A 21895-nucleotide genomic window follows, 5' to 3' on the forward strand; every position below is an offset into this window, starting at 1 on the left:
CGGCGGCGCGATCCTGGTCGAAGCCGCACACAGGTGGGGCATGAGCAGCCACCATATGAACCGCCAGCCCGAGGGAATCCCTACGGGCGGCCAGTTTGCAGAAACCACCCATCCCGAGTCCGGAGTCAGCATCTCCGCCCCTATCCCCCAGCCGGACGAGCGCATCTACAAGCCCGGTGCGCATGTTCTCTGGGAAGACGAAGAAGGCCGGGAGCACCCTGGCGTCATCAAGGCCGTCGATGGTGACAGCGGCCTGACCGTCGCACTGGACGACGGAACAGTAGCCGAGACAGCCTGGTACAACGTCCGCCTGGATGAGAAGCGGGAAACCGATGCCCTGATCCAGCGCGTTAGTGCCGGCTCGGACACCTACGCCCTGGCCTTCGTCCAGTATGACGACAAGCTCAGGGACGACCAGGTCAGCCGGTACCTCAGCGGTGACTACGACACCGTCCAGGACGAAGTCAGCGAGCTTTTCGACGAGTCCGTCATCGCTGCCTCGACCGAACAGGCGCGCGACCTCCTGAAGGAAGCCGGCTCAGGCTCGACGCCGATGGCAGTATTGGCTACGGCTGGGACGAAACGGCAGGGGTCGTCCACTCGGCTTACCGCACGGACACGGACAGCACCTGGGTGCCCTCCGACGCTGAGACGGCTGCAGCATGATCGCCCGCGTTCCCGAAGGCGTCCCTGCCGGCGGCCAGTTCACCTCCACCGGTCACGGGGAGGCACCGATCGTCCTCTCCAGTGAATTCAAGCAGCCTGTACAGCAGCCCCGCTCCCCCGCCTTTATCGGCGACCGTGAGCTGACCATTACGGAGAATTTTTACCGTGACGGACTCATCAGGCGCCAGCGGGCCATCGACGACGTCGCCAACCTCGCACTGGCACAGATCGCCATCCACACGCTCCGCAGGTTCCCTGATGCGGCGACGATACGCGTCCAGCCCAGGGATGACGGCGAAGGGATGACAGTGGTCGGCATCCATGATGCATCCGGGGACGTCATCGCTTCCTCAGAAGGCTACGAGGAAGCGGCAGCACTGCACGAGTTCCATGGCATGCGCGGGTTCGCCGGTGCCAGCATGGATGATCTTGCCGCGGAGCTGCCCGTCCAGGATGCTGACTGGTGGCAGCATGCCCAGGAGATTGACGACGAGTGGAGCGGCACCCACGACGTCGACCTGCATGCTGTCGCCTCGTGGCAGAACTAACAGACTCAGGTAGTAACAGACTCTGGGAGTCAGGAAGTGACAGAGCCTGTCACTTCCTCCCCCCCCGTTGCCAGGTACACGAAAGCCCCCGCTGCATGGCGGGGGCTTTCGTCGTTGGTCAGTAACGCGGAGGCAAGCTGAGTGATTCGCGCAGCGCTGCCTCACTGGCCCCGGCAAGCTGGTCCTTGCGCTGGAGCAGAAGGTCGATGGCGACGCGCACGAGCGTATTGTCGGTGATCCGCTCCCCCGAACCTGAGCGGCGGTTGTTGAGCGACATTGTCAGCAGCTTCAGATCCACCGCCTGGTCTTCGAAGACCCGCAGCTCCTTCCGGACAAGCTGGGTGTAGTGGGGACGTCCCGACGGTACGGACAGATCCGCAGCCGGCGCAGGCTGTTCCTGCACCGCCGATACCGGGGCCTGTGCGGGTGCGGGCACAGCGGCGGGCGCTGCGGCTTCGGTTGCAGGAACAGCCGGAGCAGGTTCCGGAGTCTCCGGCTGGACCGGAACCTGGACTTGGGCTGCCTGCTCTGCCGGGGCCGGTGAGACTGCAGCTGCAGCTGCGCTTTCCGCCACCGGAGCCGCGGCGGAGACCTGGGGGGCCGGGGCTGCTGGCTCCTCCACGACGGCGGCAACAGGTTCCTCCGTCACCTTGGCTGCCGGAGGGAGCATGTCCTTGAAGCTTCTCTTCACTGCCATGGTTTGCTACCCCTTGCTCTCGTTGACCCAGATGCTCAGCAGCTCCCGGGCGACGTCTTTGTAATCGCCGGCTGCCTTCTCGGCGTTCCTGCTGGCTTCGTATGTGGTGGCCACGTTGCCCGTCATGGGCGCGCGCTCATGGATCTTGTAGGAGCGGACGTATGACTTGAGCACCTTCAGCCCGTATTCACGCAGCGTCTCCTGCGCCTCGTTCGCATCGGAGATCGACCTGGAATCAACCTGGGTAACCAGCACGCGGTAGTCCAGGCCACTGGGCTTCACGATCGAGGTGTACGTGTTGATTAGAGGAAGCATCGCCAGGGCTGCCGGCTCGCTGGGCAGCAGGACGAAATCCGAGTTGTCCACCACAGCCTTGAGGACTTCGGAGTTGTCCAGGTTGCCCGGAGTGTCCACGTAGATAGTGTCGTAGTCCAGATCGCGCATCTGCTTCAGCAGGGAAGGGTCTGTCTCGCTGACCACATCGAAGGGAAGCTGCTTGCCTTCCGGAAGGGAATCGGCAGTCTCAGCCCACGTAGTGACAGACTTCTGCGGGTCCACGTCCACGACAAGCACCTTGGAGTGTTCCGCTGCGACAGCGGCCAGGTTCATCACGGTGGTGGATTTCCCTGCACCACCCTTTTGATTAGCGACGGCGACGACCCTCATAGATGTTCCTTCTCATACGGCGGATGGTACCGACGTTGAAGGACTCCCCCTGCAGTGAAGACAGGAAGGGCAAAAGGGCGGGATCTGCAACATCCCTCGTCGCCGGCATGCGATTTAGCTCAAAACTACCAGCAGAAAACAGTTTTTCCATGGATTTAGTGCCAGACACGCAGAGTCTGTCACTCTGCGACTGACAAAAGCACAGACTAACCGAGTCACCGAGTGCCGGAGTCTGTGAGTCTGTAACACCGCTCCCCTGCCCCGAAATACCACCCTGATGCAGGTTTTTATCAGGATTGGCACCCCGCTCCCCCGCTCTGGATCATTGGTGTAGTCAGGGACTGCAGGCGGGATCCTGGCACTGGAGCTCTCCCCCCTTGGGCTCCGGTGGCCCAGGAAACCGACAAACAGGGCCTGTCACTCTGTTAGTTACAGACCCACAGAGTCGGTGAGTCTGCAGGAACGTCCGTTGCAGAGGGCGTCCCTAGTATGTGGCCGTGGTGGTTGCGCCGGCCGTACCGCCACGGCCACTAAACGGGAAATGACAGACTCAGGCAGTCCGATCCTCTGTCACTAACAGACTCCGAACTCACAGAGCCACAGACGAGTCTGCTGCCAGAGTCCGGCAGTAACAGAGTCTGTGTTTCACAGAGACGCAGACTCGCAGGCCTAGGCAGTCATCGGATCTTCAGGCAACAGACTTACAGACTCCGCGGGTAACAGAGTCTGTGTGGCCGTAGCTCTGAGACTCTGTCACTCGGCGGCTGTGACTCACAGAGTCTGTATCACTGTGGGTCACAGAGACACGGAGTCACAGAGTCAGCGATCGGCGGACCCCGGAATGCCCCTGGCATCTCGCACGGCTAAACCCACAGACTTTCAGGGTCTGCGGGTCTGTAACTCACAGACTCTGTAAATGCCAACTCTGTGAGCCTGTTTCTCTGCGACTCCGCGGCTCCTGCAGCAATGCTGCGCTGGCCGAGACGTGAGTCTTTATGTCCGGCACTCTGTGAGTGGATAGCCCAGGCCGATGACAGCCAGGGAATCTCACAGCCTGCCCAAGTGGCCGCGCACCGGAAGGCGCAGGCTGACAGAGTCGCAGAGTCACAGAATCCGAGTGCCTGTATGTCACAGACTCAGTTTGCCTTGGAAGCTACAGAGTGACAGAGATCCACAGCGCAGAATCCTGCAACCGGACCCGTGAGTTACAGACTGCCGGAGTTGCAGACTTCCAGACTTGCAGCCACGTCGAATGAGTCCTAGACGGACGCTATGCGCAACAGAGTCACAGAGTGCCGGAGTCTGTTACCCCGATTACATAGGCCCGCCTTGCGGTCCGTGAGTAACAGAGTCCCTGAGTGACAGGGTCCCCAGGCCTGGGTAGACCCACTGAGTAACGGACTAACAGAGCTGGAACTAGCGGCATCCAGACTGCCGGAGTCTGTTAGTCCGGTGGTGACGCGGTGACAGACTTCCTGACTCCTGGACTCTGTTATTCACGGACCCACCCTTCCAGAGTCTGTGTCTTGCAGAGTGCCGGAGTCTGGCAGTCAGAGGCTCTGTAAATCACGGAGTTGCAGAGTCCGTGAGCTGGAGTTCCGGCACTCTGTGAGTAACAGAGTCGCGTGACCCCGTAGTGACAGACTTCCGGAGCCTGGGGGTCTGTTGCTCTGTTTGTGACGGACTAGCAGAGTCTGTGGATGTCCTGGCAGCCGGACCCTGTGACTCTGGTACTCCCAGACCCTGAGACTCCCATACTCTGTGAGTGCCTGAGTCTCGGTGTCTGTTCTTCGGGACTGACAGAGCCCCGGAGTCTGAAACTCACAGAGTTCCGGTTGCGGTCCGGATGAGAGCTTCCTGGGGCGGTCTGGCGCCTGATCTGCGGGGGAGTGGAGCGTGTCCGGGCCTGGCTCATCAGTTACAGAGTCTGCGACTGCCGGAGTCTGTCTGTAACAGAGTCTGTCGCTCTGGTCGCGGGGAAAACGGTTTGGCGCTGCCGGCCAAACCCGCCGGATGCTTCCCGTCATGGATCCGACCAGGACACGTTGAGTGCGGAGTGAAGCCTTTGAGTGCAGATGGCAGCCCCTGAGCGCCTCAGAGGGCGCCTAAAACCCCTCAGGGAGTCCCTCGGGCCATTCAGGGGCCCGCTGGGCCCTTAGATCGGCGTACAGCCCTCTGCGTCAAATCAGGAACTCTCCGCACACATGACGTGCATGAACGACGAAACAGCAAAAATTGTCCTGGCAGGGGACTGGCACGGAAACACCGTGTGGATGAAGAAGACCCTGCAGCGGATCTCTGCGGCGGGGTACCGGACCGTCATCCATGTTGGGGACCTGCGTGTCCTGTGGCCCGAGGCCATCGACGGGCCCCTGACACCGGACGAAGCGGCGCTCATCCCCGGCGCCAGGTACTACGACGCCTTCACCGTGACACTTTGCCGCGTGCTCGAAGAGCTCGACATGAACATGCTCTTCGTGGACGGCAACCACGACCACCACACTGCCCTGCGGGCTTTGCCCCTGGACCGGGACGGATTCGGCATCATCAGCGCCCGGCTGAAGTACATCCCCCGCGGACACAGGTTCACCATCGGGGGAGTGCGGTTCGCAGGACTGGGCGGCGCCTTCTCGATCAACAGGCGCTTCCTGACCAGGGGGGAAAGCTGGTGGCCGGAGGAAGTCCTCACCCCGGGCGACGTCGACGCACTCGGCACCGACCCCGTTGATGTCCTTGTGGCCCATGATGTGCCGGCAGGTGTCGACCTCCGGAAGACACTCGTACTTCCTGATGCCATAGAGCGTGAGTCCTACTCGGGCAGGCTCCTGCTGCTGGACGCTGTTCGCAACACGGATCCTGCCCTCGTCTTTTCCGGGCACTGGCACCAGCGCACCAGCCAGGTGCTTCCCGGAAGCACGACAACGGTCCATGTGATGGACATGGACGGCAGGACAGGGAACCTTGCGGTCCTTGATCTGGCAACACTTCAGGTCCGCGGCCTGGAAGACGCTCCGGCAGCCGCCTAGGCGAACAAACAGAAGAGGGGATGCGGCCTGTGCTGCATCTCCTCTTTGCCTTCGAGCCGTACCGTCTAGCTGTCCAGCCTGGCTGCCGCGTTCAGGATGACGTCATCAAAACGCAGGTTCACGATCTTCCCGCCGCCGGCCGCAGCCTCGTCGTCACGGGTGTCTTCCCGGACCGTTGCCCCCTGGTCCTGCATCTGCTGCAGACCGGCTGAACTGACGGGCTTAAGGACCGGCCCGTGGAGCTTGCCGTTCCGGCCGAGGGCGCTGACCGTACCGTCTTCGTTCGTGTACAGCGACATGACGGGGAGGCCCCTGCTGAGGACCTCCACCCCGGTGACATTTCCGTCGGCGTCGACGAAGTAATCGAGTTCGTCCAGGTCCGCGTCCGGAAAGACTTCACGGGCATTGATTGCAGCCCTGGATGCAGCCCAGGCGGTTTCTTCCTGCTCGTGCCGTTCCATGGCGCCGTGCCACGATTCGACCTGGCGGGCCGACAGCGCATCGCTGACCGCGGCTGCAGAAGGGGGCGTTGAGGTGTCACCGGCGTGGCGTGCATGCGCTTTGTCGAGGACCTCACCGAACGGCACGCGGACCATCTTCAGGCCGGCACCGGCGGGGCTGTACTGAACCGTGGCACCCTGATCTGTGAGGCTGTCCAGGCTGCGGTAGTTGAGGTGGGTGAGTACACGCTTCTCGATCCAGTCACTGGATCCCCGATACCGGCCTGCTGAATCCAGCCAGACTGAACCCACCAGGTCGCCGTCGTTCAGGATCTCCAGCTCGGTGATCGTGCCGTCAGTGTCCACGCTGTACTCCAGGGAGTCGGCATTGGAGAAGAGCTCCCGGGCACCGAGCGCAGCGTTCGAGGCAGCCCAGGCTCCCTCTTCACGGTGCAGCTGTTCAACCATGGCCGGCCAGGACTGCTGCCGGCGCTTCTTGAGTTCGTCCGTGGCATCGGCGACCCGTTCGGGTGAATGGCCGGCCTGGAGGGTGATACCGGGGGCTTCGTTCTTGATGTCATGGGCGAACTGCCCGCCGGCTGGAATCCCTTGGGGCTGGCGCTTTAGTGTGCGTGGAAGTGTCATACCTGCCTGTGTGCGGCTGGCGCTGTAAACGGCTGCCGGGCGGCGGCGCGCAGTCTGCGAGTCTCCGGGAAAGGAAAAGCACCGCAGTCCTGGGATGGTCTGCGGTGCTTCGCTGGATGGGGGTCAGGCTGCTGCGGCGTGCCTGCGGCGGCCGAAGACCTTACTGATCTCGGTGACGTCGCCCGGTTCCAGTTCGTAGGCTGAGGCAAGGACGGTGGCCTGGGCTGCGGCCTCGGCATCGGGAAGCAGTTCGAGTGTCCGGGCGATGTAGGTGGCTGAGCTGGTTTCGATGCCAAGCCTGCCGGCCAGGGCTCGCTGCTCGTTGATGCGGGTTTCGTCCGGTGCTGTCACAGTCTGGGTCATGGACCCTATGTGTGCGGACGGCTGTGTGCCTCTCACCGCTTTCGGGGCGGGACCGGGAAGACCCGCTGCACGGGGCAGCGGGTCTTCATCAGGACGCCATGCGCTGAGGTCGTCGTTCTGCCAGCAGCAGCTGCTTGCACAGGTGATAGCCAAGGGCATTCGAGGGGACGCGGCCGGGGCTTGCCTGCTCCAGCTTCACGACCTCTTCCAGTGCCCGGTCCAGCTTGGTGTCCTGGCGGGCAGCGGACTCTATGAGGCCGAGGTCGTTGATTCCGGAGCTTCCCAGCATCCTGGCCGCCGTGCCGTCCGAGACCGCCTGGAGTGCAGCGTTGCGTGCCAGGCGCCTGCGGTTGCCCGCATCCATTTTGCCGCCGGCAAGGTTCTGGAACAGGACGTTCTCATGGCGCCTGCGGTCCGCCAGCGTCACGGGCGACTCGGACTGGGACTTGGACGTGAACTGTCCTCCGGCCGGTACACCCGGCTGGACGCGTGGAAGGAACCTCATGAGTTGTCTCCTCCGTGCTGGAGGTACGTGAAGAGCATGTCGCCGCGTCGGGTGGCCCTGGGACTGTGCTGGTCGCGTTCGTAGATCTTGCGGAGGTCGCTGCGGATCTCTTCCTTGTTGCCGAGCCCGGTGCGCGCGAAGCGGGCCATGGTCGGGTAGGGCCCGCTCATCCCCATTTCGTAGGCGATGTGCAGTGCGGCGGCGTCGGGGAGCTCGCGCTTGCCCAGGCGTTCTTCGACGATGCGGTCCGCTTCATCGGCGCTCATGCGTTCGGACTCGGCCTTGCGGGTGTGGAAGTCGGGGACGCAGGCGGTGGCTTCAACGTGCTCGAAGAGCAGGCGGGAGAGATTCTCGGTACCGAACGTCCCGGGGTCCTCTTCGTTGGCCAGGGCGACGATGCGGGTCTCGTTCCAGGCGGCGTCGGAGATCCTGCCCTCAGTGGGGTTCGGGTCATTGATGATGACGGAGCACTCGGCGTCGATGGAGTTCCAGTCATCACCGGAGAGCTCAGCGCCGTAGCGGGTGCTCATGAAATCGTCGATGGCCGGCTGGTAGCGGTTCAGCCACTCTTCGCGTGCGTCCTCATCCAGGTCAGGCTGGTGGTGCTCGACGAGGGCGTGGAAGTTCACTGCGCGGGACGGGTAGACGAAGTACTTGTCCGGGTCCTCTTCGTCGCGGCTGACGGTGAGCCGCTCGATGACCTCTCCGTCAGCCAGCTCAGGGTAGACGTCGTCTTCGCCCTGGTTGAGGATGATCGGCCGGGAGGCTGAATCAGCCAGGGCAACGCCGCCGGCTTCAGGATGATTGTTCGGGGCAAACTGCCCGCCTGCGGGGGTGCCCTCGGGGCGCCGGTTCTGGGGTGTGTTCATGCCCCTTCTGTGTGCGGCTCCGCGGAGTCACCGCCAGCGCGCCGTGCCTTACGCTCTTGGGAGGCTATTTGGCCTGCCGACAGCCCGGCCGACAGGAACCGACACCCAACCGACGAAAACCGGGATCATGTCGGCAGAGAAAATCCCCGTAGATAAAGGGAAGAAAGGGGGGCCTCCATATATAACCAACTAAACCGACAAGTTAAGAGTTATATATATATAAGGGGCCCTATGTGTTTCCCCCTCTCTCAAATTACTTATATGGACACCCTCTATAGGCGTCCTCCCCCTGTCGTCAGCGTTGGTCTTGTCGGCGCTGATCTCAAAAACCCCGGAATCCCGGGCCAAAACGGGGGTAGGGTGCCCCCGTGTATGTCGGCAGAGGCACCTAAACCGGTCGCCGGATCGTCGGCAGAACCCCCGAATCGGACTGGAAAAAGCTGTTCGGGACCTGCCATGGACTGCTTTTGGGGCCTCTCAGGCGTTCACGGCCTCCATCAGAGGCAGCACGGAGCCTCTCCAGTCCTCCCATTTCTCGATCCGCGGAACAGATTCGACGTAGCGGTTGTAGGGCCTGGAGAAGAGCAGATGCCTCCATGAGGGCTCCATCGAACCGGTGATGCGGGGTTTGTCGTCGATCAGGACAGCCCCGGAGACCGCTGTCTTGTCGTAGGCGATGATGGTCCGGTTGACCCATTCACGGCCCAGATGCCCGGCCACCCACTCGTATTTGTCCTGCACGCAGGTCGGGTTCCCGAAGGTCGGGGTGGTGACGATGAGGACGTTCAGGTTTTCGCCGGCCATCTCGTGCAGGGCTTCGACGGCGCCTTCGACGGGACGCAGGGATGCGAAGAGTCCGGCAGTGTTCATGCCCGCCTCCAGGGAAGCCGGGTTGAATCCCGGGGCCGCCGACGTGGTTGTAATGCTGCCGTGCCTCATAGGCCAGCAGGGGATAGCCGGGGTCTGCGGCGAGCAGCGCTGCGTCGAGTGCTTCGAGGTAGTAGGCGATCACCTCGTCCATATCGACGAGCACCGTCGTGTCCCGGCCGCGGGGAGCCGCCACTCAGGCCGCCCGGTGGACGGCAGCATTCTCAACCGCAGCGTGGAAGGCTGCCGTGTTGGCAAGGTCTGCCCAGAGTGACTGGTTCCTCTCCTGCCCCTCCTCCAGAAGGTGCTCTTCGGAGACGTAATCGCATGGGTCGATGAGCAGCTCGTAGTCCTGGTCGGGATGCTCAACGTAACCCGGGTCCCTCCAGTGCTTCATTTCCGTGTGAACTGCGAAGTGGATGAGCGTTCCCAGGTGTTCCCGGCGTGAGGGGAGAAGGTCGGGGAGGGATGCCTCAACCTCGGCAGCTGCGGCAGCGAACGTCGCCGGTGCCCGGCCGCCTTCCCAGTATTCGGGGTAGGACTCACGCAGGGCCTCAGCCGGTCCGGTCAGGGCGAGGAGGTCTCTCGCCGAAGGTTTCGGGAAGCTGAGCAGTTCGCGTGTGAGGTCTGGTCCCAGGGTGGTTTCGTAGGCGGCGTCAAAGGCTGTTGGAGTCATATTCCCCATGTGTGCGGCAAGGCCTTCATCGCTTCCCATCAGCCCATTCCCGTCATCGCAACTATGCGGCTCAAACCGTCCTGGCCCATCCCCACCATGGTCGCGCCGACGCCGATGATTGCATAGAGGCCAATGGGAATCAGCAGGAGCCATTCACGGGCAGAGCCGGCGTTGCCCAGCACGGGCACGGCCAGGTAGCCGTTCTTCTTCCAGCAGTCCTTCAGCACCGGGATGTTCTGCCAGGCCTTCGGGGGTTTGATGGTGAACGGCCAGGCCAGGTTGCAGCCCCCGGTGGTCATCATGTCGCCCAGGATGTGGACGATCACTCCGATGCCCATCGCCAGCGGGAACCAGAACTGTTCCTCCGGTGCGAAGAGCGTGATGAAGGCTCCAACGGCCAGACCCACCGCCCAGGGGGATTTCCGCATCCGGTCAGGGATGATCTTCAGTGCCTTGGCGGCGAAGCTGACCAGCAGCACGGACATCAGGCCGGCTCCCGGGAAGATGGTGCCGAACAGGTCAGTTTCGATGGTCCACAGCCCGGCGATCCAGGCCGCGGCAACGAAGGCGATGATGCCGATGATTGAGTGTGTTCCGTGGCGGTGTCCGCCGGAGATCTTCCCGATGCCTGCGCACATGGCGTTGGACAGCGGCGGAAGTGAGTGGGCGATGGTCGCGTTGTGGTGGTCGGCATCCGGCAGCAGGGCCGCGCCGGCGGTCACGAGGGCGCCGGTGATGACTCCTACGGGGCTGACCTCAAGCAGCCCCAGGCCGATGTCGAAGCCTGCCCCGCCCCAGCCCAGCTTTTCCGTCAGTGCGGAAAGGTCCACGTGGATTTGCGTGGTGAGCGCAACCCAGGCGGCTGCGCCGCAGGCTGCGTGGTGGGATCCCATCATGGGAGTGGTCCTTTCAAAGGAGGTGTGTCGGAGGCCCGTGCTGAACCTCCGGCAGCTGGATCAGGCGAAGGGGTCTTCGTCCTGGGGCACCGTCCTGGCCGCACGGCGGGGGAGCGGATCGGCAAACGGGTCCTCGTCAGCGGCAGGCACAGAAGCCGCCGGGGCCGCCGGCGCTGCGAAGGGGTCGTCGTCTTCCTCGTCCTGCGCGGCCGGCTCCGGTTCAGGTGCCGGAACCGAAGCGTCCTCTGCGGGGGCGTATTCCTGCTTCGCGGCACGGGCGCGGTCCGCGTCGAAGTCCCAGTCATCGTCACCGGCCGGATCCTCTTCGGCAGCCGGCGCCGTAACGTCCTGAGCCGTCTTTGTCTGAAGGAGCTGTGGCGCCTCTTCCTCCTGCGGCAGGAAATCGGTTCCCGTCAGGAATGCCTCAGCCTCATCGAGCATTTCCAGGGTCAGGCCCTCGTCCTGGTTCGGAACGCACAGGAGGGCGTCGATGCCTGCATCGCGGAAAGCGTCAGCTGCGATGTCCCGGTAGGGGATGCCCAGGATGAAGTCCTCGGCGGCGAGCTCATCGTCGAACCAGACGATCCTGCGGACCTCGGGGTTCTCGGCAAGCCAGGCCAGTGCGGCGTCGATCTTCCACCAGCCGGTGTCATCTGCCCCGGACTCCATGGCCTCGACGGCGCGCGGAAGCAGGTGCCCCAGGTGTTCGGGTGCATCGGAGACCCAGGAGGTGAGCCAGACCTGCCGGACGGGCAGCTCCGCAGTGCGGGCCAGGATCTCGGGCCGGAAGGCAACAGCGCCGCGGAAGGGGACGTCGAGGCGAATCATCCCGGGACCGTGGGTCATCGGTGCCAGTGCCCCGTCAATGTCCAGGAAGACGGCGGCTGTTTCGTCTTCGATGACCGGCGGGATGAACGCAGCTTCCTCACTGTCGCTGCCGTCATCGTCGTCCGTCTCGTCGCCGGCGGAGAGATCCATGTCCGACCAGTCCAGGTCGTCGAGTGCGATCTCGATTTCACCGAGGTCAACGATCCGGTCCGCTGCCGGCTGTGCGATCTCTTCGCCGTACGGTTCGGGCATCTTCGGCATGAACGGGACCAGGTCGAGTTTCCGGTCCTCCGCCAGGACTTCCACGACGCCCACGAGCTTCTCCGCGAGGATCTTCTGCTCGGCGGGGTTGTACCAGGCCTGGATGGCCATGGCCGCGCCGGCGGTGGTCTCGAACAGTCCGCGGCCCGGCGGGATGGCATCCCCAAGGTCCGGTGCGTCCTGCGGTGCGCGCAGTGCGGACTGCTTGTCGCCGTAGGTGGCCTTGCCCAGCAGGAGCCGGGAGAGGTTGACCTTCAGGTCCCCGGCACCGGGAATGGTGTCGAGCATCTTGGCGGAGAGCTTCTGCGTGGCCAGGAACAGGGTGACGCCGGCAGAGCGAGCCTCACGGGCGATCTTGCCCGCGTAGACGCCGACCTCGGTCTTGGCCCGGTTGATGGCCAGCACCATGTCCCGTTCGGCGTCCATCTCCGGGTCGTCGCTCGGCGTCGGCACCGGGTCCTGGCCCATGAGCGAGGTGAACTCGTCCAGGAGGATGCAGATGTGCTTCGGCCGGATGTCCTCAGGCAGGTCCCGGTAGTTGCCGACGGCGTGGGCCTTGTTCAGGTTCTTGCGGCGGACGACCTCGGCGTAGATTCCCTTCATCATGGCCGCGGCCGTGAACGGACTGTCGGTGAACGCCTTGGCATACGGCTCGGCGAACTTGAAGTCGGCGCCGCCCTTGGTCGGGTCAGCAACGTAGAGCTCGTATCCGCGCACGAGGGCACCGAAAGCCAGTGACTGCAGCAGCACGGACTTGCCGCCGCCGGATGCGCCGGCGATCAGAAGGTGCGGGTCAACCTTGAAGTTGTATTCGACCGGTTCTCCTTCAACGCCGGTTGCGAAGGGGATGAACTTGGAGACCTCAATGTGGTCCCAGTCGTAGTCGGCCTTCTCCGGCATCGGGTTCACTTCGCACACCATGAGGCGCACGGCGTTGGGCTTGTCCTTGACCCGGCGCGGTTCCACGTAGGCGTTGCCGGAGTTCGATTCGAGCTTCGGGCGCGCGGCGGTGAAGTTAGTGAAGTCCAGGCCTGTGCCGGTGAGGTCGAAGTCCAGGATGTCGACGGCGTCGTTCTTGGGCAGCTTGGACATCTCTTCCAGGACCGGCAGCAGCCCGCCGATGCCGGAGACACCGGAGTCGAGGAAGATCTGGTCCCAGTCGAGCTTGGCGAGCATCTTCTCGTAGGCGGGCAGCAGCTTCACTCCGTCGCGTCCCGGACGTGCACCGGCAACGATGGAGATGCTGCCTTCCTGGCTGACGGCGATGCGCAGCCATTCCGATCCCCAGTGCTGGCGGATCTTGTTGGCCTGGCCGCGCAGCTCTGCCAGGGTGACGCCGCCGTGCAGGGACAGGTCGATCTTCCAGATGTGCCGGCGGGACTCGGGACGGGTCAGGCAGGTGACGACGTCGACTTCGGGGCGCTCGGCCAGGCGGGCAACCTTGAACGCTTCGTTGACGCGGCCGGCCAGCACCCACTTCTGGGCGTCACTGGATCCGCGGCCCCGCCCGCGGGCGCCGGCCCCTGCCGGCTTGAGCTCATCAGGGCGGCTGGGCACGGGATCCTTGGACCAGTACACGGAGAAGGCCTGCGGGTGGCGTTCACCTTTGCGGCTGCCGGGGAAGCCGGTCATGGCGACGAACGGTGCGGCATCCAGGACGGTAGGCAGCTTGGGTTCGAAGGCACGGAACTCTGCAGGCGGCATGCCCTGGCGGGTCACGAACGCCATGTGGTGGATGCTCTGCCCGGTCGGCAGGACGGCCTCGTTCTTGGTCTCGTACTGCATGACCGGCGGGTTGGAGCCCTGCTTCATGACTTCGATCCACCGGTTGTCCCAGACATCCTCGACAGCGAGCTTCTCCATCGCGCTGCGGTCCAGGCGGGACTGCGGATCCCAGCGCGTGTTCTCGTCCGTGAGCGGCCCGACGTAGAGGATGCCGGCGCCGCCTGCAGCACGGTGGTCCACGAGGACCGGCTGGCCGAACGTGGCAGAGAACTCCGCCAGGCCCTGGGCACGGATGTAGCTGGCCGGCGGGCCCATCGGATTCATCCAGGTCACGGCCCACACATTCCGGCCGGCTGGTTCCTGGGGGGCGGTGTCAGCGCCGTCCGTGTCTTCGCCTTCGGTGGCAGGAGGTGCCGGCGGAACGGTCAGCAGGTGGACGTCATCGAAGAAGGGGCGGGCGAAGCCGTTCTTGTCCGCCATCCAGACGATGGCGCAGCGGGCGAGCTCGGCGACGACGTCCTTAGGGGTTTCCGGATCACTGACGTCGGGCAGCTGGTCCGAGGGCCAGCGGACGATCTCGAAGCGCAGCGGGTGGGTGGTTCCGGGCATCGGCTGGTTGTTGGAGTCAACGTTGGGCACCGAGATGATCGCCATCTTGGATCCCGTGCCGACGGTCGGGGAGATCTTCGGCTCCATGGCCCAGTAGGCCATCGCACCAATGGATGCCGGAGCGTCGAAGGTGTCGATGATGGCCGGGCCGACCTCGCGCCGGTCAATGAGGCGCGGCTCCGGATCCTGCTTGAGCATCACCCAGCGCGGGTGCCATTCCTCGCGTGCGGCAACCACGACCCGCCAGTGCTCCAGGGCAAGGTCGATCCATGGGCGTGCCAGCAGGGCCAGCGGCCCGCCCGTCAGGCAGAGGATCCAGATGGCAGGCTCGGGCACGGCAGGCAGCGACGCTGCCTTGGTAGCCACGGGAAGCATGACGCTCAGTACTGTGCCGGCGACAGCACCAAGGGCCAGGCCGCCGACGGTGAGGCCGATGACCTGCGCTGTCTTCATTGCGGCGAGGCCGATGAGGGAGTCGATGCGCGCGCCGGGGTTCTGGTCGTCTGCCACCATGGTGCGCCGGCGGGAGGCGGTCACCTGGGCGACCACGATGAACGCAGCTGCAGCGTTGACCCACTGGCCCCAGTCGCCGGTGTAAGGGTTGGAGACGGGAAGGTAATAGGCAGCGGTCCCGGCCCACACGGCAGCGAGGAATGACAGAGGAATCACGGTTGCTGCCTGTACCAGCCAGCGAAGGGCGCGCATCACCGGAGGCAGCTGGGAATCCCCGCCCTGTCCTGCATGGAAGTCGAAGGGCTGCCAGTCAGCGCTGGGCACAATGAGCTTGAACTTCAGGTCCTCCCAGAACCGGTACTTGTTCATGACTGCGCTCTCACCCGGAGTGGCCGGGGTGGCATAGCCGCGGGCATCTTTCTTGCCGGTGAACATGGCCGGCGGGTACGTCCAGGCGTTGACGATCAGTGCCGCCCACACCGCGGCCAGGCCCGGGTAGCCGGAGTAGATTCCGAAGCCGGCGACGGCCGCTCCTGCGAGTAGGGCGATGCCGGTGACCGGCTTTCCGGGCGCCTGGTTTCTGCGTGCCGCCATAAGCGGGCTCCTCCTGGTGATGTTCTTCGGCCTGCAATGCAGACAGGACGGGCGGGATGGCGTGTCCGGTCTGCGTGTGGCTGTCCGAAGGCGGGTGCTTCCTGCACTGGGACATGCGTAGGCAAGACGGCAAAGGCCGCCGGGGATCACCAGTTCGGATCTCCTCGGCGGCCTTGACGGGCGGTGCCTGGCCGGCTGGTCAGGTGCCGGGTGAATGCACTCCTCGTACCGGTGCTGTGGTCAGTTCAGCGAGGCGGTCAACGATCCGGCCGTCCGCCGGTTTGCGGCCAATGAAGCGCCTTACTGCTGACTCAAGTGCGGCACCGCCGATGACGACTGCACCGGAAACCCGCAGCAGCCACGTGCTGGCCTTGCCTCCGGACTTCGAAGGCCAGATGACCAGGTGCACGGGCTGGATTTTGGCTCCGGTCCCGGCGAGGTATCCGACCATTGCCCGGGAAACCCAGTCCTGGCCCTTGGCCGTGTGCGGCACCTTGGTGAGGCCGCGGCGGTTCACGCCGGCCAGCGTCCAGTAGAAGCCGGGCTTCCACATCTTGGAGTCGATGATCAGCACCCGGTTGCCGGAAACCACGACGTGGTCGATGTTGGCCTTGAACCCGGGGATGGGCACGCGCAGGTCATGAAGGACTGCAGCCCGGTCACCGAACTTGTTCAAAACGGCCGCGGAGCGCTGCTCACCCTTGGCGCCGAACTTCGCCACCGATTCGTTCACGGCCCAGCTGGTGTCCTCGAGCCCGGCGGCTGCCCGCCCGTAGATTCCGTTCACGGCTAGACGAAGATGTTGATGATGAACCAGGCGGCCAGCACGACGACGGCAATGCCGAAAACCTTGCTGCCGGATCCGGCCATCCAGTCTTCAATTTCCTGCTTGTCCTTGTCGCGTTCGCTCTTGATGCGGTCTTTGAAAGTACGTTCGCTCATGCCCGGGGACATGCGTAGGCAATGGCCCCCGTGCGGTACGGGTGTACTAGTAGTCCCAGGCGGGGGTGGCCGGCGCCCGGGACTGTGCCAGTGCCCGGGCCCTGCGGCGTTCCTGGTAGCTGCGTTCAGCTGCGACGTCCCGGCCCTTGATGCGAAGCCGGTCCGGAAGTCCGACCGGATGTTGAACGGCACCGACGTTTTCCCCGAGCGTGCGGCCTGCGGTCCTGTTCGGACGTGCAGGGTACGGGTGGGGAACGATGGAAGCGATGGCGTCCTCCTCGCGGTCCATCGGAGTGCCGATCAGTTTCGTGTGCTCGCCGGTGCGGAGCCAGTGCGGCGTCGCCGTCAGCAGGCGGGCGTTCTCGATCAGCGCCCGGGGCGCGAACGTTTCTGCGTGAGGGGTGAACGGGTAGTCGGTGGTGCTCATCATCCGCCGCGGCACCCATGGATCAGTGCGCGTGCCGATCGCGAAGTTTGCCTGCAGGTCCAGGAAGGCATCGCTGATCTGTCCGCGGGCCGGGAACCATTCCTGCCAGTGGGCGACCCCGATCCGGGCAGCGGGGGAGTCAGGGCCCGTGCCGGGAAATTCCTTGAGCACATTGCGAATTGTTTTGTGGATCTTGTGGATCGGATCCGCGCTCGTGTGCCGGTCGCGGTCCGGGTGGGGCGCAGCAACAAAGACCACAGTGACACCGGAAGTTTCCAGCGGACGCTTGGCGATGGTCTCCGCCCAGCGGCGGACCTTCTTCTCGAAGGATGCCGACGACGTCGCTGTCAGCTCATAGACGATCCGCATGCCGTCACGGCGCACGATAGTTCCGTCACCGCGGCGGTTATCGACCAGGTGTGGGCGCTGGGCTTCCATCTCCGCTGCCAGTGCTGTCGGCCCCAGCTTCCTGGCCGCGTCCAGCCTGGCCTTCAGCTTCTCTTTCTCGGCGGCGCTCAGTCCGGCGAGCAGTCCAACGGAGGAGAACTTCTCGCCCATGACGGTGCCGGTGCCGGGAAGGTATTCAGCAGCGCGGATCGCCAGTTCGGTGGCCAGCAGGTTGTGCCGGTCGTACTGTCCGCCCGAGGACCAGCTGTAGCCGCCGGTGACCGAAATCCACTCCGGCCAGGTGAGGGTTTTCTTCAGCTCCTTCTCGAATGCATCGCCGAGGCGGGGACGGTAGAGGGCTGTGCCTCCGCGTCCGGGAAGGGTGCCGTTGCGCAGCGCGAAGGAGCCGACGTCGAGCACTTCGGCGGCGAAGGACGCTGCGATCTGGGAGTAGTTGGGGTCAAGGAAGAACGAGGATCCGGTGAGCACTGCCAGCTGTTCAGCTGAAACGGTCCGCCAGGAATCCAGGACACCCCACAGTGCCAGCCGCTCGGCACGGCCGCGGTTGGAAGTGAGCAGATCCATCGCCTCGTCCCGGCTCATGAGCAGGCGCTTGTTCTCCCTGGTGCCGAACGAAGCGCGGGGGCTGCCGTCAGGTCCGGTGTGCCGGGACGTCCAGACTGCCTGCGATCCCGGAGCCCAGAGCCGGTCCCAGTACGGGTCGGTCCGGTTGAACATCGAGAGCTCGTCGTCTTCCTCCGTCCGGGCAGAGGGAATGAGCCAGCCTTCAGGTACGAAGCCGGCAGCTTCCGCCTGGACTACTGCTGCCACAGTTCACCTCCGCTGGCCGGGCCGTACCCCTGCTTCTGCGGGTAGGCGGCCATGTCTGCCTCGAAGTTGGGCAGCTTCACGATGAAGGCGGACTGCCTGCGCTGGTCGACCTCGGAGCGGACGACGACATGGTAGGGCTCCAGGTGCTGGATGTCCTCGGTGGACCATTCGCCGTTGCTGCCCACATTCGCTGCCACCTCGGTCGCGGTGGTGACATCTGTCTGGGCGAAGGAGATGAGTGTCGAGTAGGTGAGGAAGTTGTTGCGCAGGGCGGCGCCGAGCTGCTCGGGACGCTGGGTGGCAAGGATGGCCCGGATGCCGTAGGAGCGGCCCTGGTCGCGGATCCACCCGATGATCTCCGGACTGGTGCCGGCCAGCAGGGAAAGCTCGTCGGCGAAGATGGACACCGAGCGGCCCTGTTCCAGCCATCCGGAGCAGTGGCGCTTGAGCGCGTTCTGCAGGGAGAACATCAGCATCGAGGACAGCTGCTGCGTCTGGGAATCCTCAAGGAGCACGCCCGTGGTGGAGGAGCCGGTGTTGATGACGACCGAGCGGTGGCCTTCAAGGATCTGCGCCCACGTGACCTTCCGGCGGGCCGGTGACCACCACGATTCCATGGCAAGCAGCTGGCTGATCTTGTTCCGCGGGGCCTCCAGGAAGGACCGGCGTGCCGACTCCGTCTTGCCGTCGTACAGCTTGGCCAGCTCGGCTACGGCCAGGTCCAGGTCTGCATCCGGGTTGCCGCGTTCGCGCTGGCGGCTGGCGAGGCCGCTGATGCCGTTCCACAGTTCAATTCCGACGTTGTCGGAGATGCCGCCGAGCAGCAGGTGCGCGTAGAAGACGGGTGACTGGCCGGCGGGGATAAGCCGTTCGTCGCGGCCTGCCATGAAGTCCAGGACCTCGTCGGTCACAGCGAGTCCGCCGGTCAGGACGGAGACCAGGGTTTCGTAGGAGCGTTCACCGATGGACTGGTCACCGAAGGCATACCGCATCGCGTTCGTGAAGAAGTGCGCCTTGGAGGTGATGTCGCCGGGAACGGAGAAGATGTCGATCGCCGGTGTCGAAGGATCCGCGGCATCAATGACCAGGGTCTTGTCGCCCATCGCGTGCGCCCACTGGACGTACTTGCCGACACCGTCGCCCTTGGACTCGAAGGCGATGAGCGTGTTGTTCCGGCCGGGGTAGCCGGGGCGTCCGGACGGGCGGACGCGTTCCAGGCAGTGCCAGCCGAAGAGGGCGCGCACTGACAGGGACTTGCCGGAGCCGGGCTTGCCGACGATGGCCACACCGAAGAGCATGGCGGCCGCTGACAGGTGCGCCTCGCCGTCGTCGTTGGTACCGAGCATGGGGCCGATGTTGGCGAGCATCGCCGGCGGGGTGGCACGGGCCTTCGTCGCTGCAGCACCGGAGACGGCGCCGGCGTGCGGGGAGACCATGCCGACAACGACGTTGGGTCCGACCATGAAGGTCTTTGGCGCCAGCGGGTAGTCGCCGTCGGAGGCAGAGACGTGCTTCTCGTACGGGACTTTCTCGCCGCCGACCTTCGTGTGGCCCTTGACGGTCTGTTCCTTGCGCGGCGGCTTGGGCCGGCGGTGCAGGACGGCAGGAGCGGGGAAGAGCGCAGCAGCCAGCGATTCACGCAGTCGGCGTTCCGGAGACTTGATGATCCCGGCAAGTGCGGCGACACCGGTGGCCCCGAGCATGGCACCTGCGGCAATCAGGCCCGGCAGTGACGCCGCGGCCATTTCGGCCAGGGCACCGGGGAGCATGGGCCCGCCGAATGCTGCACCGCCGGCCAGGACGGCACCGGCCGGAAGACCGAAGGCTGCACGGTGGAAGCGGTGCGGGGTGCGGACAACGGAGTCCAGGTCAAAGCCGGGCAGCCCCGCCGTGACCTGTGAGAGCAGCGAGCTGACAACCTCGTTGGAATCCCCGCCGGCAGTGATCGTAATGACGATGGCGTTCGGCGAGGTGGAGTGGTGGGTCGGCACTGCGGTGCCCATGCGGTGGGCGAGCCAGAGGGAGTGGCGGCGGCGTTCCTTGTTGGACGGTTTGCGCATGGTGACGGCGATCCAGGTGCCCTCGGGCATCGCAGTGGCCAGCAGCCGCGGCAGCTCGGTGGGGTCGATGCCGTTCTGCGTCTCACGCAGTGCGGGGGAGTGGTGGTAGGAGAGCTCTCCGATAGCCGGGGTGTCACCCAGATCGGCTGGCAGCTCGGTCTCTTCGGAGCGTGCGCCGACAGTCTGGGCGAGGTGAAGTGCTGCGTTGGAGCTGACAGCTTTGGCCGGCAGGATCAGGTAGCCGTGGAGTCCTGACTTCTCGCGCCGGGTGAGCAGGGTCGCTGATCCGGAGTTCGTGGCCGCTGAAGCGAACGTTCCGGCACGCTGCGTGAAGGTTGTGGGGTTTGTGTCGATGCCGCCGGCGCGAGCGAGCTTGAAGATTCTCTGTTCCATGCCCGGGGACATGCGTAGTTTTGCCAGTTGCGGGAAATCGTTCACTGTCCAGGGATTTGCGGCCTGTGAGACAGGAAAGAAACGTCCTGCACGGCGCGAATCCCCGATGTTCGCCCAGCGAACGACGCCCCCGCTTCTCTCACTGGAGGTAAGCGTCATTCATTCGGTTTGTGTGCGCTGCCTGGACCTCATTCATTCACGTCATGGCCTCGATCCGGCTTGTGTGCTGCTCACTTACGGCACCTGCCCACACAATCCTGCTCTCATCCACGACTCTGCTGTCCCCCGACGACGCCAACCTCCGTTCGATCACGCCTGCAGCGGGCCTTCACCGCCCTTCGGGCAGACACTCCCGTTGCTGCCACTGCGTGCCATCAACTGCGTACGCGTCATCCATCACCGTACACGGAGGTGCTTGGACGATGAGGCCTGCGGCCGGCGGTTGGGTGCCACCTGGTTTGTGTGCCTTGGTCACTGGGATCCGGGTGGGTGTAGGGGCTGCGCCCCGGGAGGGTGCCGGTCATGAAGGGAGGGCTGGTGGTCGTTGGTGTGTGGCCGGGAGGGAAGGCCTTCGGCCGGTGAAGAGGGTTCAGGGTCATCAGCCATTGGCACGGAGGGATTGTTGCTCTCATCCTGTCCGGCACGCGTCATTCAGAACGATCCCGTCCAGCTGACCGCCCCGGTACCCGTGAAGGGCCCGCAACCATGACGACATCCATCCCGCCAACAGGCCGTTCAGCGTTCAGGGTCACGAAGACACGACGAAAAACATTCCGCCACCATGACGAAAGCATGACGAAAAGCACCGTCACGACAAACAAACCGCCCCCGTCCAGTCCACCATCAAGACCAGCACAACCCATCGCCAACCGGGGCGAAGCCCCTACACCACCCACCACACCGCCAGCCGTCAGACCAACCCAAACACGCACCCGCCGCCCCGCGCAGCGGCCACCATGACGGAGACCAAGAAGCAGACAATCAGCCCACACAACCGGGGCGCAGCCCCTAATGCTTTACCGCCGAGAACAACACCGGACCCACCCGGACAAGACGAGGCCAGCACCACCGCCCCGCGCAGCGGCCGACGGCTGGTGCGCAGGAGCGAAGCGACAAGGACAAGACAAAGGCAGCGGACGGTACGCGGACCGGGCGCTGCGCGCCCAGGCCCACGACCTGCAGCCGCACCGTGCACCGTACCGGGGCCCGTGCAGCTGCTCCGCGCAGCGGTGCAGCCGCCCGTACCGGGCAGCTGCACGCCGGCACGACGCGCGGCGAAGCCGCACGCCCGCGCGCAGCGCGGGCGGCCGAGCGCTCAGCGAAGGCAGGAAACGAAAAGGCCTGCATGACGGAAGCACCCGAAACGAAACCTGACTGTGAGACACAACGGTTAGCGGAAGGGGAGGGCCGCCAGGCCCGACCTTCTTTATATGGCCCTCCAACCCGTTCGTCTCACCGTTTCGCGGCTACCGCCGGCCCCGGCGGATCCACACGACGTCCCTTCGGGCCGCCGCGCAGCAG

The 21895-nt window shown here is 64.6% G+C and carries 17 protein-coding genes; 3 read left to right on the top strand and 14 right to left on the bottom strand.

Annotation, left to right across the window (positions count from 1 at the left end; translation table 11 throughout):
* Window positions 1-40 precede the first annotated feature (40 nt).
* Together ACSLGO_RS04760 and ACSLGO_RS04765 are read left to right on the top strand one after the other, a co-directional pair.
* Window positions 41-751: a hypothetical protein gene (locus ACSLGO_RS04760; protein WP_436400209.1), complete on the top strand. Its 711-nt coding sequence runs from the start codon at window positions 41-43 to the stop codon at window positions 749-751.
* Window positions 663-1214, top strand: a complete 552-nt coding sequence (locus tag ACSLGO_RS04765; RefSeq protein ID WP_436400211.1) for a hypothetical protein — start codon at window positions 663-665, stop codon at window positions 1212-1214. Before ACSLGO_RS04760 ends, ACSLGO_RS04765 begins: the two co-directional genes overlap by 89 nt.
* Before the next feature lie 118 nt (window positions 1215-1332).
* Here the strand turns inward: ACSLGO_RS04765 and ACSLGO_RS04770 are convergent, their stop codons facing one another.
* Window positions 1333-1911, bottom strand: a complete 579-nt coding sequence (locus ACSLGO_RS04770; RefSeq protein ID WP_436400213.1) for a hypothetical protein — start codon at window positions 1909-1911, stop codon at window positions 1333-1335.
* 6 nt (window positions 1912-1917) lie between these two features.
* Window positions 1918-2577, bottom strand: a complete 660-nt coding sequence (locus ACSLGO_RS04775) for a ParA family protein (RefSeq protein WP_436400215.1) — start codon at window positions 2575-2577, stop codon at window positions 1918-1920.
* 2213 nt (window positions 2578-4790) lie between these two features.
* On the opposite strand from ACSLGO_RS04775, the gene ACSLGO_RS04780 reads away from it, so the two are divergent.
* On the top strand, window positions 4791-5603 hold the full coding sequence (locus tag ACSLGO_RS04780; RefSeq protein ID WP_436400216.1) for a metallophosphoesterase family protein: 813 nt from the start codon (window positions 4791-4793) through the stop codon (window positions 5601-5603).
* 65 nt (window positions 5604-5668) lie between these two features.
* Here ACSLGO_RS04780 and ACSLGO_RS04785 read toward each other — a convergent pair whose 3' ends face one another.
* From ACSLGO_RS04785 to ACSLGO_RS04840, 12 genes are all read right to left on the bottom strand, one after another.
* Window positions 5669-6688 (bottom strand): hypothetical protein, encoded by a 1020-nt coding sequence (locus ACSLGO_RS04785; protein WP_436400218.1) that lies wholly within the window; start codon window positions 6686-6688, stop codon window positions 5669-5671.
* A 123-nt stretch (window positions 6689-6811) separates the two neighbouring features.
* Window positions 6812-7051, bottom strand: a complete 240-nt coding sequence (locus ACSLGO_RS04790) for a hypothetical protein (protein ID WP_436400220.1) — start codon at window positions 7049-7051, stop codon at window positions 6812-6814.
* Between the two features lie 88 nt (window positions 7052-7139).
* Window positions 7140-7556, bottom strand: a complete 417-nt coding sequence (locus ACSLGO_RS04795) for a hypothetical protein (protein ID WP_436400221.1) — start codon at window positions 7554-7556, stop codon at window positions 7140-7142.
* On the bottom strand, window positions 7553-8425 hold the full coding sequence (locus ACSLGO_RS04800; RefSeq protein WP_436400223.1) for a hypothetical protein: 873 nt from the start codon (window positions 8423-8425) through the stop codon (window positions 7553-7555). The genes ACSLGO_RS04795 and ACSLGO_RS04800 overlap by 4 nt, the downstream gene beginning before the upstream one ends.
* Before the next feature lie 477 nt (window positions 8426-8902).
* A complete protein-coding gene (locus ACSLGO_RS04805) occupies window positions 8903-9295 on the bottom strand; it encodes a 5' nucleotidase, NT5C type (protein ID WP_436400226.1) in 393 nt (130 codons plus the stop codon).
* Between the two features lie 193 nt (window positions 9296-9488).
* Window positions 9489-9968 (bottom strand): hypothetical protein, encoded by a 480-nt coding sequence (locus ACSLGO_RS04810; protein WP_436400228.1) that lies wholly within the window; start codon window positions 9966-9968, stop codon window positions 9489-9491.
* Window positions 9969-10006: 38 nt separating this feature from the next.
* The gene (locus tag ACSLGO_RS04815) at window positions 10007-10864 is read right to left on the bottom strand and encodes a metal-dependent hydrolase (RefSeq protein WP_436400230.1); all 858 of its coding nucleotides are present in this window, start codon (window positions 10862-10864) and stop codon (window positions 10007-10009) included.
* 60 nt (window positions 10865-10924) lie between these two features.
* A complete protein-coding gene (locus ACSLGO_RS04820) occupies window positions 10925-15334 on the bottom strand; it encodes an FtsK/SpoIIIE domain-containing protein (RefSeq protein WP_436400232.1) in 4410 nt (1469 codons plus the stop codon).
* 199 nt (window positions 15335-15533) lie between these two features.
* Window positions 15534-16121, bottom strand: coding sequence for a nuclease-related domain-containing protein (locus ACSLGO_RS04825; RefSeq protein ID WP_436400233.1), 588 nt, complete (start codon window positions 16119-16121; stop codon window positions 15534-15536).
* A 2-nt stretch (window positions 16122-16123) separates the two neighbouring features.
* On the bottom strand, window positions 16124-16276 hold the full coding sequence (locus ACSLGO_RS04830; protein ID WP_436400235.1) for a hypothetical protein: 153 nt from the start codon (window positions 16274-16276) through the stop codon (window positions 16124-16126).
* 46 nt (window positions 16277-16322) lie between these two features.
* A complete protein-coding gene (locus tag ACSLGO_RS04835) occupies window positions 16323-17921 on the bottom strand; it encodes a hypothetical protein (protein ID WP_436400237.1) in 1599 nt (532 codons plus the stop codon).
* On the bottom strand, window positions 17909-20374 hold the full coding sequence (locus tag ACSLGO_RS04840) for a type IV secretory system conjugative DNA transfer family protein (RefSeq protein ID WP_436400238.1): 2466 nt from the start codon (window positions 20372-20374) through the stop codon (window positions 17909-17911). The genes ACSLGO_RS04835 and ACSLGO_RS04840 overlap by 13 nt, the downstream gene beginning before the upstream one ends.
* Window positions 20375-21895 lie beyond the last annotated feature (1521 nt).

The organism is Arthrobacter sp. IK3, assembly GCF_051337705.1.
In the GTDB taxonomy this organism is placed as follows: Bacteria; Actinomycetota; Actinomycetes; order Actinomycetales; family Micrococcaceae; genus Arthrobacter_B; species Arthrobacter_B koreensis.

Bases quoted from the DNA above. Each gene is read 5' to 3' on its own strand.
- ACSLGO_RS04765 (WP_436400211.1), top strand. From the start codon at position 663: ATGATCGCCCGCGTTCCCGAAGGCGTCCCTGCCGGCGGCCAGTTCACC.
- ACSLGO_RS04800 (WP_436400223.1), bottom strand. From the start codon at position 8,425: ATGAACACACCCCAGAACCGGCGCCCCGAGGGCACCCCCGCAGGCGGG.
- ACSLGO_RS04795 (WP_436400221.1), bottom strand. From the start codon at position 7,556: ATGAGGTTCCTTCCACGCGTCCAGCCGGGTGTACCGGCCGGAGGACAG.
- ACSLGO_RS04775 (WP_436400215.1), bottom strand. From the start codon at position 2,577: ATGAGGGTCGTCGCCGTCGCTAATCAAAAGGGTGGTGCAGGGAAATCC.
- ACSLGO_RS04790 (WP_436400220.1), bottom strand. From the start codon at position 7,051: ATGACCCAGACTGTGACAGCACCGGACGAAACCCGCATCAACGAGCAG.
- ACSLGO_RS04820 (WP_436400232.1), bottom strand. From the start codon at position 15,334: ATGGCGGCACGCAGAAACCAGGCGCCCGGAAAGCCGGTCACCGGCATC.
- ACSLGO_RS04760 (WP_436400209.1), top strand. From the start codon at position 41: ATGAGCAGCCACCATATGAACCGCCAGCCCGAGGGAATCCCTACGGGC.
- ACSLGO_RS04840 (WP_436400238.1), bottom strand. From the start codon at position 20,374: ATGGAACAGAGAATCTTCAAGCTCGCTCGCGCCGGCGGCATCGACACA.
- ACSLGO_RS04780 (WP_436400216.1), top strand. From the start codon at position 4,791: ATGAACGACGAAACAGCAAAAATTGTCCTGGCAGGGGACTGGCACGGA.
- ACSLGO_RS04770 (WP_436400213.1), bottom strand. From the start codon at position 1,911: ATGGCAGTGAAGAGAAGCTTCAAGGACATGCTCCCTCCGGCAGCCAAG.
- ACSLGO_RS04815 (WP_436400230.1), bottom strand. From the start codon at position 10,864: ATGATGGGATCCCACCACGCAGCCTGCGGCGCAGCCGCCTGGGTTGCG.
- ACSLGO_RS04810 (WP_436400228.1), bottom strand. From the start codon at position 9,968: ATGACTCCAACAGCCTTTGACGCCGCCTACGAAACCACCCTGGGACCA.
- ACSLGO_RS04830 (WP_436400235.1), bottom strand. From the start codon at position 16,276: ATGAGCGAACGTACTTTCAAAGACCGCATCAAGAGCGAACGCGACAAG.
- ACSLGO_RS04785 (WP_436400218.1), bottom strand. From the start codon at position 6,688: ATGACACTTCCACGCACACTAAAGCGCCAGCCCCAAGGGATTCCAGCC.
- ACSLGO_RS04805 (WP_436400226.1), bottom strand. From the start codon at position 9,295: ATGAACACTGCCGGACTCTTCGCATCCCTGCGTCCCGTCGAAGGCGCC.